Origin of the sequence: Streptomyces yerevanensis (assembly GCF_000716805.1) — a bacterium.
GTDB classification, from domain to species: Bacteria; Actinomycetota; Actinomycetes; order Streptomycetales; family Streptomycetaceae; genus Streptomyces; species Streptomyces flaveus.
The window spans coordinates 42,816-57,337 of the sequence record NZ_JNWJ01000005.1 but is presented as its reverse complement, the minus strand read 5'-3'; the positions used below and the strand labels follow the sequence as shown (position 1 = coordinate 57,337).

The window sequence follows — 14,522 nt, the reverse complement described above, 5'->3', positions numbered from 1 at the left end:
GCCGCCGGGAGGGGCCGGAGGAGAGAGGTCCGCTGGTCACGTCAGACTCCACTTCTGGTTGTTCTGACCGTTGCAGGCCCACAGCACGAGCTTGGTGCCGTTGGCCGTGGCCGCGCCGTACGCGTCGAGGCAGAGCCCGGCGTTGACGTTCGTGATGGTGCCGTCGCTGTTGACGTTCCACTGCTGGTTGGTCTGGCCGTTGCAGTCCCAGATGACGACCCGGGTGCCGTTGGTGGTGCCGCGGTTGTAGGCGTCGAGGCACTTGTTGCCGTACACCACCAGTTGCTTGCGGGAGGTGTTGTACGTCCACGCCTGGTTCTGGCCGCCGTTGCAGTCCCACAGCTGGCCGTCGGTGCCGTTGACGAGGGTGTTGTCGTTGATGTCCGCGCACCGGCCGGAGCCCGTACCGGTGATGAGAGTGCTGTTGGTGCCGGGCAGTGGCCGTACGACGATGCCTTCGAGAGTGGGCGCGCCGGAGAAGGCGATCGTGTTGGTGGAGCCCTTGGAGAGCCCGACCTGGACGGAGATGTTGCCGGGGGTCGAACCGGTCGGCGGGAAGGAGACCTTGGTGGGGGTCTGGCTGCCGTTGACCGTGAGGGTGCCGACGCGGGCGGCGGACGTGTTGTTGGTGTAGGAGACGTCGACGGTCTTCAGACCGGTGCTCCCGGCGACCACGCCGGAGAAGCTGGACGTGCCGTTGTACGTGCTCGCCGACTGCTCGGTGCCGCCGGTGACCGTGAGCATCACGGAGCCGCCCGCCGGGACGCTGGTGGTGTAACTGGTGCCGGGCGTCCCGACGTTCTGCCGCGCCCAGAGGTCCCTGACCGTGGCGGCGGCGTTCGTCAGACCGAGGTCGGACCAGCGGACCGTCATGTTCTGCGTGGTCGACGTTCGGTTGAGGAGGACGACGGCACGGTTGCCGTTGCCGGACAGGACCTTGCCGTACACCTGGAGACCGGAGGTGTCCTCGGCGACCTTGACGCCCTGAAGGCCGCGGGTGTCCTGGTCGACGGCGATGACCTCGGGATTCTTGAGGATGTTGGCCGTCTCGGTGGTCATGGTGGTGAGGTCGAGGCCGGTGAGGAGCGGGGCGCCGGAGATCGCCCACAGGTTCATGTGGCTGCGGTTCTGGGTGGCGGTGAGGCCCGTCATCCCGGCGACCATCATGTCTGGGTCGTTGTAGTAGCCGGTGTGCTGGGCCGTGGGGTGGATGTTGCGGTCGAAGGCGGTCAGGACCGAGCTGTACGACGGTGTGTTGCCGTGGAAGAAGATGTCCGTGTTCGTCCGCCACATCGGGCCCATGCCGGGCGCCCAGTTCCAGGGGTTCTCGTAGCCCCAGTTGCACAGGGAGAGAGCGAGCGGGCGTCCGGTCGTCGCGGTGGCCTCGGCCACGGCGTCGCTGATCGCCTGGTAGGTCGTCTTCGGGTCGAGGCCCTCGGCGTCACCGCCGCACCAGTCGACCTTGACGAAGTCGAAGCCCCACCGGGAGAACTGGAGCATGTCCTGCTCGTAGTGGCCTTCGCTGCCACTGCCGGGCGCGGCGGGGCGGCCGGTGGGGAAGTAGTAGCCGCAGCCGTCCTTGCCGGCGTCGGTGTAGATGCCCGCCTTCAGGCCCTTGCTGTGGATGTAGTCGGCGATGGCTTTCATGCCGCCGGGCCACTCGGCCTCGTCGATGGTGATGTTGCCGGCGCTGTCGCGGGTGCCCTGCCACCAGCCCTCGTCGATGTTGATGTACTCGTAGCCGGCCTCGGGCAGCCCCGCCGCCACGAACGCGTCGACCTGCTGCTTGATGACGTTGTAGTCCACCTTCGCGGCGAAGGCGTTCCAGGAGGCCCAGCCCATGGGAGCCTCCGGTACGGCTATTTGACGGTTCGTCACTGCGACGGGTCTGGCGTCGAGTTCGGTCTCGGGTGCGGGGCTCTGGCCCGGTTGGGCGAAGAGCAGGGCGGCCGTTGCGACGGTCGCCAGGCAGAGTGCTCTCAAGGCGGCGGATCTGAACCGAGGGGGGAACATGCGGCTCCTTTCCGGAGGGCAGGGGGGCGGGCCTCCGGGAGGTGTGGTCGATATGTCGAACGCAGATCGGTGAACCGAACGGCCGAGCGCGCTGAACGTAGAGCCGCGTGAGGCGGATGTCAACGAATGTGGCACATGCTGTTTCGATCTACTTCAGAGCCCTGTATGACTTGACTGGCATATAACTGACGGGGCATATTGAATCCATGTCCGACGCCTCCCCGTGGACCGCACTCGCCGACCCGCACCGGCGGGCCATCGTCGGTCTGCTGCTGGAGCGGCCACGGCCCGTACGGGAGATCGTCGAAGCGTGTGGACTGAGCCAGCCGAACACGTCCAAGCACCTGAAGGTGCTGCGCGACGCGGGCCTGGTGCGCGTACGGCAGGACGCGCAGCGGCGGGTGTACGCACTCGAACCGGCGCCCATCGCCGAGCTCGACGCCTGGCTCGCCCCTTATCGGAAGCTGTGGAACGAAAGCCTCGACGCGCTGGGCCGACGCCTCGATGAACCGCCGGACGACACCGAGGACCCCTCACCGAAGGACTGAGCCACCATGTCCGCCGAACTCACCGGCACCTACCTCACCCTGGACGACGGCCGCCCGGCCGTCCGGTTCACCCGCACCTACAACCACCCCATCGACCGCGTCTGGCAGTTCGTGACCGACGCGGACGAACTGGCCCACTGGTTCCCGTCCCGCGCCGAGATCGAGCTGCGCGTCGGCGGCACGATCAAGTTCAGCGACGACCCCAACACGGTGGACTCGACGGGCCGGGTGCTCGCCGTCGACGCACCCCGGCACCTCTCCTTCAGCTGGGAAGGCGACGAACTCCACTTCCACCTCGAGGAGTTGGATGAGAAGCGCACCCGCTTCACGCTCACCAACGTGCTGGTGGACGAGAACACCGCCGCCCGCAACGGCGCCGGCTGGGAGGTGTGCCTCAGGGCCCTTGACGCATGGGCCCGCGGCGAGCGGTTCGAGGGGCCGCACGCCGGTGACACCGCGCCGTGGCACGAGTTCTACCGCGGCTACATCGGGGCCGGAGTCCCCTCGGGCGCATCGGTCCCCGGTATGGACGACGCGAGCTGACCTTGTCGGCTACCGCCCGTACACGAGTGCGCGTCACTCAGGCTCGCGCCAGGGGCGCAGCCGGGGCCACCAGCCGGGCACCGCGTCCCGGTAGTGCTCGTACTCCTCGCCGAACTGCCGCGAGAGCGCCGGCTCCTCGTACCCCCTCGCGAAAGCCCACATCCCCAGCCCGGCGAGCGCGCCGTAGACGAACAACACCGGCCGCGCCAGCAGCAGTGCCTGACTCGCGATGACGGCGACGACCGCCACGTACATCGGATTGCGTACGTGCCGGTAGAGCCCGCCCACGACGAGGTGCTCGGTGGGCGCGACGGGGGCGGGCGTGCCCAGCCCCTCCACCACGAACCGCACGAACGCGGACAGCAGTACCACCGCGCCCGCCACCAGCGGCACGATCCCCAGCCCTCGCAGGGGTGGCCACCAGTCCCCTGCCCGCCAACCCGTCAGCCACCACGGAACCAGTACGGCCACCGTGCCGGGCGCGAGTGCGAGGAACAGCGAACTGCCGACAGCCGCCGCGGATCTGCGCATACCGTCACCATGGGCGCCGCACGACAAGTTGTGAACCCTGGTGGGGCTCTTTCGCTCCATCAGGCCATCTGCCGCCGCACCAGCTCGTGCAGCCGCCCCTCGGTCGATCAGCCCTCCTGGCTTTCCGACTTGAGGTGCGTGGCAAAGAAGCCGTCGATGCGTCGCCAGGCATCGACGGCGGACTCCGGGTGCGGCCTGATTCCGGCGACACGCATCAGCGGACGCAGGGCGCGTGGCCCGACCTCGGCGTCGTTCAGGAAGGAGTGGCCGGCCTCCGGATACTCCTTGACGTCGTGGACGATGCCGAGCCGGTCGAGTGACGCCTCCAGATCGGAGGCCGCGCCCTTCAGCGTCCGGTCGCGGGCTCCGTAACTCGCGACTACGGGGCAGGAACCGGTGAGCGCCTGTTCGAGATGCTTCGGCAGGCGGCCGTAGTTGACGGAGGCGGCGTCGTAGTCGCCGCCGGCCACGGCGAGGAGGGCGAAGGAACCGCCCATGCAGAAGCCGATGATGCCGATCCGCCCGGTGCAGTCGGGATCCCGAGCGAGGTGGGTACGGGCCGCCTCGATGTCATGGAAGGCTCGGCCATGTCCGGACAGGGCGGCCCGGAAGGTCGGCACCAGGCAGCGTACGGCGCCTCCGTCGGTGAACAGGTCGGGCATGACGACGAGGTACCCGGCTCTCGCCAGTCGTTCCGCCTGACGGTGCATCACGTCGTTGACGCCCAAGGCCTCATGGATCACGACGACACCGGGCCAGGGGCCCGGCCCGGTGGGCCGGGTGAGATGGCCTCTGAGCTGACGGGAGCCGCCGAGGGCGGCGCTGAACTCGGTGAGATCGACGGTGGTGGTCGTGGCGGGCACGCTGTCCTCCAGGGGAGGGTGGGGGCGGGACGGCTTACGGCGCGATGAAGGGCTGGACGCGCTTGCGGTAGTCCTTGGGCCGCACTTCGTTGTAGTACTTGTTCTTGTCCTCGCCCTCCGAGGTGAGGATGTACACCGGGCACTCGTCGGACTTGACCTCACCGTTGTACTCGTGCAGTGCCTTGCCCGTCCGCGCTTCGACGACCTTCAGCTGGTACGAGGTGTTGTACGTGCTTATCTTCAGCGGCTTGCCGTCCTCGGTCTCCATGTCGCACACCTTGCCGGTCGCGGTCGCCTTGGTGCGCTCGAGGCAGACGACCAGTTCGGCGGCGGCCGGCTTGTCGGAGTAGCCGAGGAACCAGCCCTTGGGGAAGTCTCCGGCGGGCGGCTCGAACTGTGACCAGTCGTCGCCGGGGTTGTTCATGAGCATCGCCGGGTGCACGGTCTTCTTCGTACGGTCGTAGGTGGGCATCCCCGAGAAACCGAGCCCGTCCGCGCACACCCGCTCCAGATCCAGGACGGAGTCCGGCACCTCCGGCCCGTCCGCTGCCGAACCCTTCGACGACGTGTCGGCACCAACTTCCGAGCTTTCGGTGAGCGACGAGCATCCGCACAGGACCACACCCAGAACCCCGGCGGTGACCAGAATCGAAGACCTTGAAAGCACAGACATTGGGACCCCCCCCATCGAAGAAAGAACAGCAGCAGGGCATGTCCCCCGGACATGCCCTGTCCCCCCTACCTGCTGGAGAAGAGCGTGCCGTGCGCCTCGGCCGCGGGCATGGGGGAAGAGCCCCCATCTAGTGGTGCGGCCCCTGTGACTCGTGGGTATTACGCTGTCTGAACTCGAAGGAGCATTCGAGGGGGCGGCCGGGGCATCCCGGAAGAGGGCGCAGGGGGCCTGAGTGTCGTCGTTGTCGTCACCGACGCTGGTCGGCAGAGGACCGGAGCTGGACCTGCTGACCGAGGCAGGCCGGTCGGCGGGCGAAGGGCGGGGCTCGTCGGTGTTCGTGCTGGGCGAGCCGGGCATCGGCAAGTCGCGTCTGGTCGAGGAGGCCGCGGCCGCGGCCGTACGCACCGGGTTACGGGTGCTGCGCGGGCGGGCCGCGTCCGCCGGGCGCGCGGTGCCGTTGCGCCCGCTGGCGGAGGCCGTGTTCTCCGGGCTGCGGGGTGAAGGGGCACCCGCGGACGGGGACTTGGGCCCCTACGAGCCGCTGCTGTCGCGGCTGTGCGGGCTGGCGCCGCAGGACGGTGCGCCGCTGGTGGGCTACGCGGAGGCGGTGCTGCGGCTCCTGGATGTCCTCGGACGCACCGGCGGCTGCGTGCTGGTGCTGGAGGACCTGCACGACGCGGACGCCGACACGCTCACCATCGTCGACTACCTCACAGACAACCTCCCCGGCCAGCGTGCCGTCCTGCTGGCCACCCTGCGCGGCGGGCCCGGACCCGCCCTCGACCTCGCCGAGGCCGCGGCCTCCCGCCGTACGGCCCGCACCGTGCGCCTCGCCCGTCTCGGGCCCGCCCAAACGGCGGAACTGGCCGCCCGCTGTCTGGGCAACGACGACGCGGGCGCGGTACCGGCGGCCGTACTGGACCGGCTGCACTCCGTCTCCGATGGCGTCCCCTTCGTGGTGGAGGAACTACTGCGGGCCATGGTCGACAGCGGCGATCTCGTCCAGCGGCAGGGCGCCGGCTGGACGGTGACCGGCGCGCTGAACGCCGGAGTACCCGCGACGGTCGCCGCCGCCGTCCTCCAGCGCGTGGACCACCTGGAACCGCCCGGAGTCACGCTCCTGGAAGCGGCGGCCGTCCTGGGCAGGCGCTTCCCCGTGGACGTCGCCGCCCGTGTCGCCGGACTCGACCGGCCGACGGCACACCGCCAGCTGCGGCACGCGGCACGCGCTCACCTGGTCGCCGACGGCACCACCCACGGCCCCACCGCGGAGCAACCCGGCTGGCACACCTTCCGCCACGCCCTGACCGCCGACGCCATCGCCCACCGGCTGCTGCCCGCGGAACGGGCGGCGCTCTGTCTCGCCGCCGCCGATGCCATCGAGTCCGGCCACGCGGCCGAGTCCGCCCACGCGAACCACGCGACCGAGTCCACCGACGCGTCGGAGCGGAGGACGGGAGGCGCAGGCCGGCCCGGCGAGCCCCACGGTCTGATCGGCGGTGACTCGGGCGACGACCTGTACCGCCTGGCCGCGGAGCTGTGCGTCGCCGGTGGGCAGCGGGCACGGGCGGCCGTACTGCTCACCCGAGCCGGCCGGCAGGCGGTCCAGCGGGGCGCGCTGCTGACCGCGGTGGAACTCCTCGACCGGGGCCTGGAGTTGACCGCCGACGCCACGGACGCCCCGCCCGAGGCCGTGGCCCGGCTGCTGGAGGAACTGCTGCGGACACTCGTCCTCACGGGCGACGTCCAGCGCGTCCCGGAACTCGGCGACCGGCTGGACCACATTCTGACCGCGTGGGGCGCGCCGCCCGCCCGGCGAGCCGCGGGTTTCCTGACGCAGGCCGGGGCCGCGGCCACCGTCCAGCGCTGGGAGGAGGGACTGACCGCCGTCCGGCGGGCCCGAGAGCTGCTCGGCGCCGAGCCCGACCCGGCGTCCCGCGCGGCCCTGGACGCGGTCGCCGCGCACCTGATGCTCAATTCGCAGCGCCCGGACCGGCTGGAGAGCGCCAGAGCCCTGGCCGAAGGAGCCGTGGCGACCGCCGAGGCGGTCGGGCTGCCGGAAGTGAGCTGCAAGGCGCTGAACATGCTCGGGTACTGCCTGAGGCCCCTGGACCTGGCCGAGTCGGAAAAGGTGTTTGAACGCCTGGTGGCCACGGCCGAGACCCATGGGCTGCCGGTCTGGCGGATACGCGGCCTGCTGGAACTCGGCGCGCTCGACCGGGTCCGGTTCACGGGGATCGAACGGCTGCTGGCCGCGAGGAAGGCGGCCGACGAGACCGGCGCGGTGCTGATGACGGCCTGGGCCGACATGCATCTGACGCTGGCCCATGTGCTGCGCGACGAACTGGACGAGGCCGCGGATTCCGCCCGGCGGCTCCGGGTGACGGCTCGCAGACTGCGGCTGGACGAAGTGGAGCTGCTCGGTGCCGGAGTGGACGGCATCATCGCCGCCGTCCGTGGGGAGCGGGAGAAACTTCAGACCGCGCTGCACGTCCTTCAGAACGCACTGGCCGGCGGGAGCGCCGGAGCGGTCTGGGGCTACGCCGACACCTCCGTGTGGGGCTGGGCCCAGGGCATCTGCTCCCTGCTGAGGGAGGAACACGACCGGGCGATGGCCGAGTTCACCGACGCGGACCAGGTCATGAAGGCATTGCCCAGCACCCGGGGAGTCACCGGTTTCCTGGGCCCGTACCTGCTCCTGCGGACTGTACGGGGCGCGGCCGGCTGGGCAGAGCTGGACGGGGCCGTCGCCGGCCGGCTCTCCGAGGCCCACTCGGACCGGCCCTACGTCGGCTGGTCCCGGGCCGTGCTCCTGGGCCGCGAAGGCCGCGCCGCCGAGGCCGCCAAGGCGGCCGAGGAGGCCCTGGCCGGGACGGACGTCATACCCCTGGCCCGCCACCTGTGTCTGCGCCTGGGCGCTCAGGCGGCACTCACCGACAACTGGGGGAGGCCCGTCGAGTGGCTGCGCGCCGCCGAGCACTTCTTCCATGACCGGGGCACGACACGGGTGTCGGCGGCCTGCCGCGCCCTGCTACGGGAAGCGGGCTCTCCCGTTCCCCGCCGCCGTGAGGGCCACGACACGATTCCGCAGGAGCTGCGGCGGACGGGGGTGACGGCCCGGGAGTACGAGGTGCTGCGCCTGCTCGGCCGGGGGCTGGGCAACCAGGAGATCGCCGAGCAGCTCTTCCTCTCGCCACGCACCGTCGAAAAGCACCTGGCGAGTCTCCGCGACCGCACCGGCCAGAACAGCAGGACCGCCCTGCGCACCCTGGCTCGCCGGTACGCGCACGGGCAGTGACTCCGGTGCGCGCCGGCACCCGACCGCCCGGGGAACGCATCCCAGTGCCTGAACCCGCAGCGCTCGTACGGGACTTGAGTAGCGCTCACGCCATCTGGCGTCGTACCAGCTCGTGCAGGCGTCCGCCCGTGTCGGCGAGCAGCTGCGCGGGCGGGCCCTGCTGCACCACGCGGCCCTCGGACATGACGATGACGCGGTCCGCGTCGAGCACGGTCGACAGTCGGTGCGCGATCACGACACGTGTGGCGTTCAGGGCGTGGGTGCTCTCGATGACGGTGCGCTGCGTCTCGTTGTCCAGGGCGCTGGTGGCCTCGTCGAAGAAGAGGATGCGCGGTCGGCGGATCAACGCCTGGGCGATCATGAGCCGCTGGCGCTGGCCGCCCGAGATCGCGCCGCTGCCGGAGACGATGGTGTGCAGGCCCATCGGCATGCGCTTGATGTCCTCGGCGAGTCCGGCCATCTCGGCGGCGGCCATGGCCTCCTCGGGTGTGTACGGTTCGGTGCCGCAGATGCAGTCCAGGATCGAGCCGGTGAACGGCTGCGCGTGCTGGAGGACGACACCGCACTGACGGCGTACGGCCGACTGGTCGAGGGCCGCCAGGTCCTGACCGTCGTACAGGACGCTGCCCGAGACCGGTTTGTCGAAGCCGATCAGCAGCCGCAGCAGAGTGGACTTGCCGCAGCCGCTCGGGCCGACGATCGCCACGAACTCGCCCGGCCGGATCGCGAAGGACACATCGTCCAGGACGAGCGGGCCGTCGTCGGTGTACCGGAAGGACAGTTTCTTCGCCTCGATGGCGCCGGACAGCGCGGCGGGGCGGGTGCTCGCCACACGGACCTCGGGCGTCGCGTCGAGGACCGGCTTGATCTCCTCGAACATCGGCAGCGCGGCGACCGCCGAGACGAACGCGCCGGTCAGCTGGGTCACCGAGGTCAGCAGCATGGTCATCGAGGTGGTGAAGGTCAGAAAGGCGCCGGCCGACATCGACCCGCGTGCCGGTCCCGCAAGGAGCATGAAGATGATCAGCGAGCTGAGCGGCAGATACACCGCGCCCAGCACGGTGTTGAGGTTCTTGATCCGCCCGACCCGCTGCTGCAGCTCACGGCTGCGGGCGAACTCGCTCGCCCAGGCCGCGTACGCGTAGTTCTCGGCCGCCGCGACCCGCAGTTTGGGCAGGCCCCGCAGCGTCTGGAAGGCCTGGTTGTTGAGCTTGTTGCTCAGCACGACGAGGCGGCGCTGCCAGCGCACCTGCCACAGTCCGAGCCCGAGGAACACCGCGGCGATCACGACGAGCATGCCGATCGCGGCCAGCGCCATCGGGACGCTGTACACGAGCAGCAGGACGAGGTTCATCAGGCCGACCGTGCCCGCCTGGACGACGACCGGGCCGATGCCCGCCATCATCCGGCGCATCGAGCTGATGCCCATGGCGGCGCTGGCCAGTTCGCCGGTCGAGCGCGCGGTGAAGAACTTCGTGGGCAGCCTGAGCAGCCGGTCCCACACGGCGGGTTGGAGCGTGGCCTCGATACGCCCCTCCATCCGCAGGATGGTGAGGTTCTGCATCAGCATGAACGCCGCCGACACCACACTGGCGATCATGATGGCCAGACAGAACTGCACGATCAGGTTCTCCTGGGCCTTCGGCACATAGACCCCGAGCACCTGCCCGGTCGCGATCGGCACCAGCGCGCCCAGCGCCACCGTGACAAGTCCGCTGAGCGCGAGATTGCGCAGATCGCCGCCGGTGCCGCGGAGGCTGAACCGCAGCAGACCGAGCGGGCCCAGCCGGCGTTCCGGCAGCGGCCGGTAGAACATGACGGCGCGCGGCTCGAACTCCGCCACGTTGGCCTTCTCGACCGGTGTCTCACGACCGCTCGGGTGCACGGCCACATAGCCGCCGCGCCGCCACAGCAAGGCGACCGGGGCGCCGGACGCGGACCGGTGGCCGACCAGCGGACCGATGTTGTCGCGCCACCAGCGCCCGTCCAGGCGTACGGCCCGGGTGCGGACGCGGGAAGCGAGCGCGATCCGCTCGACGGGGTCGAGCCGGTCGCTCTCCGTGCCACTCTGCGCGGGGTCCGCGAGCGCGAGCCCGGCCGCGCGGGCGACGAGCTTGCAGGCGGCGTAGGTGGCGTCGGCGTCCGCCGCGGGCCCGGTCGATGACGAGCGCTTGGAGATGGAGGCGATCAGGGTGCGGTCGGCCCGAGCGCGGACCTCCTCACCGGCCTTGATGCCCTCGGCCGTACGGTCCTCGTGGGTGCGTTCCAGCTGCTCGATCCAGCGGTCGAGGGTGGCGAGCAGCCGGTACTGCTGGTCGACCATGGCCTGCCACATCGCCGGGTCCACCAGCAGATCGGCGGCGGCCTCGGCGCCGTACACCGCCCCGTACTGCACACTGCCCGGCGGCACCTGCATCCACAGGATGTCGTCGTCGGTCAGGGCCGCGCCCCGCTCGGTCGCGAGGGGCGCCTCGAAGAGGATGGCCAGGCCCCGGCCGACACCCAGGGAGAGGGCGTACTCCAGGGGGCTGGTGGCCGGGGGTACGAACACGGGGTTGCCGTACGGGTCGTACGTCCATGTCTCGGTCTGCGGCGGCTGGTACAGCTCGCGCATTTCGATACGGCGCAGGACGCACTCGCGCAGGGGCCTGCCGACGAGGCTGTGCTGCGGTCCCGCGACCGGGCCGAGCAGCAGTGTGCCCGCTTCGAGGCGGCCGAGGTGGTGCCAGTGGCCCTGCTGGACCGCGTCGACCGCGAAGAGGTCCATGGCGCCGGAGGCGACGAGCCACAGCACGTGCGGGCCTTCGAGGTCCAGGCGGGTGAGGCCGGAGCCGTCGACCGGAGTGCCCATGCCGCCGAGCGCGGCGAGCACGTAGTCGCCCTCGGCGACGGGCTGTTGATGCTGCTGGTCGGGTACGGATGTCATCTCAGCGCTCCCTGACCAGCTCGGCGTACGGGCCGCCGGCCGCCACCAGGGCGTCGTGACGCCCGCGTTCCACGATCGTGCCGTGCTGGAGGACCACGATCTCGTCGCTGTCGCGCACGGTGCTGAGCCGGTGCGCGATCACCACGCAGGCGCAGCCGCGCTTGCGCAGGTTGTCCATCACGGTCTGCTCGGTCTCCGCGTCCAGGGCGCTGGTCACCTCGTCGAGGACGAGGATGCTGGGCCTGCGCACCAACGCCCGTGCGATCTCCAGGCGTTGGCGCTGGCCGCCGGAGAAGTTACGGCCGTCCTGCTCGACCTTGCTGTGGATGCCACCGGGGCGGCGCATCACGACGTCGTACACCGCCGCGTCCTGGAGCGCCGCGACCACGGCGTCGTCCGGGACCGAGGGGTCCCACAGTGCGATGTTGTCGCGGACCGTGCCCTCGAAGAGGAAGACGTCCTGGTCGACGAAGGACACGGAGGCCGCGAGCGCGCCGCGGGGGATGTCCTCCAGCCGCTGTCCGTCGATCCGGATCACGCCCTCCCAGGGAGCGTAGAGTCCCGAAATCAGCCTGGACACGGTCGACTTGCCGCTGCCGGAACCGCCGACGAGCGCCACCTGCTGACCCGGCCCGACCGTCAGCGAGAAGCCGGACAGCAGCGGCTTGTCGAGCGGGCTGTAGCCGAACGTGATGTTCTCCAGCTCCACATGGCCGTGCAGCCGGCGGGTGCTGTCGCCCGCGCCCGGTCGTGAGTAGAGGGGGTCCGCCGCGAAGTTCTCGACGTCCTTGAGGCGGGCCACGTCGGCGGCGAAGTCCTGGATGCGGCCCGCGACGCCGTTGAGGCGGGTGATCGGCGCGGTGAAGCGGGTCACCAGCGCCTGGAACGCCACGAGCAGACCGACGGATATGTGGCCCTCCACGGCGCGCATTCCGCCGATCCACAGGATCAGCGCGCTGTTGAGCGTCGCCAGCGTCGGCGCGACCACACCCAGCCAGGCGCTCGGCACCCCGAGCCGCTGCTGCTCCTCGAGCGTGGTGGCGTGCTGCCCGGCCCATTTGCGGAAGTAGCCGTCCTCACCGCCGGTCGCCTTCATCGTCTCGATCAACTGCAGCCCGGTGTACGCCGTGTTGGTGAGCCGTGCGCTGTCCGCGCGCAGCTTGGCGGTACGCGTCGCCCGCAGCCGGATCACCACCCGCATCGCCACCAGGTTGAGCAGCGCGACCCCGATGCCCACGGCTGTGAGCTGCGGGTCGTAGGTGTAGAGCAGGACCGCGTACAGCACCACCACGACCGCGTCCACGCCCGCCGCCGCGAGGTCCCGGGCCAGCGTCTCGGCCACCGCGTCGTTCGACTGGAGCCGCTGCACCAGGTCGGCCGGACTGCGCTGGGCGAAGAACGTGACGGGCAGCCGCAGCAGATGCCGCAGGAACTTCGCGCTGCTCAGCGTCGAGGAGATGATGCGCCCGCGCAGCAGGTTCGCCTGCTGCAACCAGGTCAGCACGACCGTGAGCAGCACGGTCGCGCCCATCGAGGCGAACAGCACGGTGAGCAGCGAGGTCTGCCCGCCGATCAGGAACATGTCGATGTACGTACGGCTGAGCGCGGGCACCGCGGCCCCGACCGCGACCAGCAGCAGACTCGCCAGCACTGCGGCGGGCATGGTGCCCGAAGTCCCGCGCAGCCGGGCCGGCATGGCGCCCAGGACACCCGGTTTGCGGCCGCCCTTCTCGAAGTCGGGACCCGGCTCCATGACCAGGACGACACCGGTGAAGCTGGTGTCGAAGTCCTCCATGGGTATGAAGCGGCGGCCCTTGCCGGGGTCGTTGATGTGCACTCCGCGCCGGCCGAAGCGGCGCCCCATGCCGTCGTAGACGACGTAGTGGTTGAACTCCCAGAACAGGATCGCCGGGGCGCGCACCTCGGCGAGCGCCGCCGTGTCCATTTGCATGCCCTTGGCCGTGAGGCCGTAACTGCGCGCCGCCTTCAGCAGGTTGCTGGCCCGCGAGCCGTCCCGCGAGACACCGCAGGCGATGCGCAGCTCTTCGAGCGGGATGTGCCGCCCGTAGTGGCCGAGCACCATGGCGAGAGAGGCGGCGCCGCACTCCACGGCCTCCATCTGGAGCACGGTGGGCGTGCGGACGCTCTTGCGGCCCTTGGGGACGGTGCGCTTCGGCGGCGCGGCGCGGCGTCGGCCCCGTACGGGCGGCGGCAGTTGGGACCGATCGGTGCCGGTGCCGGTGCCGGTTTCCTGGGGGGCGGTCACGGCAGCAGCCAATCGATCGGGCGCTCGTCGGCCATCCGGATCGAGCCGGAGGCCATGGTCATGGAGTCGAGCCGGAACGGCGGGCCCTTGTCGGACGACCACTTGTAGCCGGACTTCGTGCCGGACGAACGGTCGAGGCGGACGAGCACGGCCACCGGCCTGCCGTCCTTGGTGAACTGCTCGCCCAGCTGGTCGTCGCCGAGGAAGGCGGCGATCTGCTGCGGCGTCTGGGCGTTGCGGTCGACCTTCTTCACCCGGCCGCGCAGCACGCCGTACTCCTGTGTGGGCACCGACTGGACGGTAAGGTCCACGGCCGCGTCGTCGGGAATCGTGGCGGCGTTCTCGGCGGGCACGTACACCGTCGCGAACAGCGGGTCCTTGGCGCCTGCGACCTTCTCGACGGAGGCGACGTTCGCGCCGGTCTGGATGATGGCGCCCATCGTGGCGGCGAAGGCGTTGACCCGGCCCGCGGCGACGGTGCGCACGACCGCCTCGCCCTTCGCCGTACGGACCTTCAGTACGGGGGCGTCGGCGGCGAGCCGCTCGCCCTGCTCGGCGAGAACCGCGGTGACCTGGCCGGAGACGGGGCTCTGCAGAACGTAACTGCCCTGCCCGTGCGTGAGGACGGCGGGCGCGGTCACCGTGGAGGCGACGGATCCCGTGACGGCCCAGACGGAGGCGGCAGCCATCACGACCACCGTCACGGACAGCACGAGCCAGCCCTGCGGGCGGGCGAAGCGCACCGGAAGGTCGAGCTCCTCCGGTGACTGGAGCTTGGCGAGGGCCTGTTGGCGGAACTGCACGGGGAACTTTCCCTCACCTGCGGACGACGTGACGTACGGCCACGGCGGACGCCTGCCG

At 70.7% G+C, this 14,522-nt stretch carries 10 protein-coding genes; 3 read left to right on the top strand and 7 right to left on the bottom strand.

Annotation, left to right across the window (positions count from 1 at the left end; all coding sequences use genetic code 11):
- Positions 1–36: 36 nt before the first annotated feature.
- The gene (locus OP79_RS06350; protein WP_033318989.1) at positions 37–2,013 is read right to left on the bottom strand and encodes an RICIN domain-containing protein; all 1,977 of its coding nucleotides are present in this window, start codon (positions 2,011–2,013) and stop codon (positions 37–39) included.
- Positions 2,014–2,219: 206 nt separating this feature from the next.
- On the opposite strand from OP79_RS06350, the gene OP79_RS06345 reads away from it, so the two are divergent.
- Both OP79_RS06345 and OP79_RS06340 read left to right on the top strand, forming a co-directional pair.
- Positions 2,220–2,561 carry an ArsR/SmtB family transcription factor gene (locus OP79_RS06345; protein WP_033318988.1) on the top strand — a complete coding sequence of 114 codons (342 nt, stop codon included), beginning with the start codon at positions 2,220–2,222 and terminating at the stop codon, positions 2,559–2,561.
- Between the two features lie 6 nt (positions 2,562–2,567).
- Positions 2,568–3,104: an SRPBCC family protein gene (locus OP79_RS06340; RefSeq protein WP_033318987.1), complete on the top strand. Its 537-nt coding sequence runs from the start codon at positions 2,568–2,570 to the stop codon at positions 3,102–3,104.
- A 33-nt stretch (positions 3,105–3,137) separates the two neighbouring features.
- Here OP79_RS06340 and OP79_RS06335 read toward each other — a convergent pair whose 3' ends face one another.
- The 3 genes from OP79_RS06335 to OP79_RS06325 form a co-directional block, all read right to left on the bottom strand.
- Complete coding sequence (locus OP79_RS06335; RefSeq protein WP_033318986.1) at positions 3,138–3,635, bottom strand: methyltransferase family protein; 498 nt, start codon at positions 3,633–3,635, stop codon at positions 3,138–3,140.
- Between the two features lie 107 nt (positions 3,636–3,742).
- Positions 3,743–4,498 (bottom strand): dienelactone hydrolase family protein, encoded by a 756-nt coding sequence (locus OP79_RS06330; protein ID WP_051744446.1) that lies wholly within the window; start codon positions 4,496–4,498, stop codon positions 3,743–3,745.
- A gap of 34 nt (positions 4,499–4,532) precedes the next feature.
- On the bottom strand, positions 4,533–5,171 hold the full coding sequence (locus OP79_RS06325) for a hypothetical protein (protein WP_051744445.1): 639 nt from the start codon (positions 5,169–5,171) through the stop codon (positions 4,533–4,535).
- Between the two features lie 232 nt (positions 5,172–5,403).
- Between OP79_RS06325 and OP79_RS06320 the strand changes: the two genes are divergently transcribed.
- Complete coding sequence (locus OP79_RS06320; RefSeq protein WP_078491639.1) at positions 5,404–8,469, top strand: helix-turn-helix transcriptional regulator; 3,066 nt, start codon at positions 5,404–5,406, stop codon at positions 8,467–8,469.
- Between the two features lie 85 nt (positions 8,470–8,554).
- Here the strand turns inward: OP79_RS06320 and OP79_RS06315 are convergent, their stop codons facing one another.
- From OP79_RS06315 to OP79_RS06305, 3 genes are read right to left on the bottom strand one after another with little or no spacing between them, the layout of a single operon-like run.
- Positions 8,555–11,395 (bottom strand): NHLP bacteriocin export ABC transporter permease/ATPase subunit, encoded by a 2,841-nt coding sequence (locus tag OP79_RS06315; protein ID WP_051744444.1) that lies wholly within the window; start codon positions 11,393–11,395, stop codon positions 8,555–8,557.
- A gap of 1 nt (position 11,396) precedes the next feature.
- On the bottom strand, positions 11,397–13,661 hold the full coding sequence (locus tag OP79_RS06310) for an NHLP family bacteriocin export ABC transporter peptidase/permease/ATPase subunit (protein ID WP_425428552.1): 2,265 nt from the start codon (positions 13,659–13,661) through the stop codon (positions 11,397–11,399).
- Positions 13,658–14,464 (bottom strand): HlyD family efflux transporter periplasmic adaptor subunit, encoded by an 807-nt coding sequence (locus OP79_RS06305; protein WP_033318984.1) that lies wholly within the window; start codon positions 14,462–14,464, stop codon positions 13,658–13,660. The genes OP79_RS06310 and OP79_RS06305 overlap by 4 nt, the downstream gene beginning before the upstream one ends.
- Positions 14,465–14,522 lie beyond the last annotated feature (58 nt).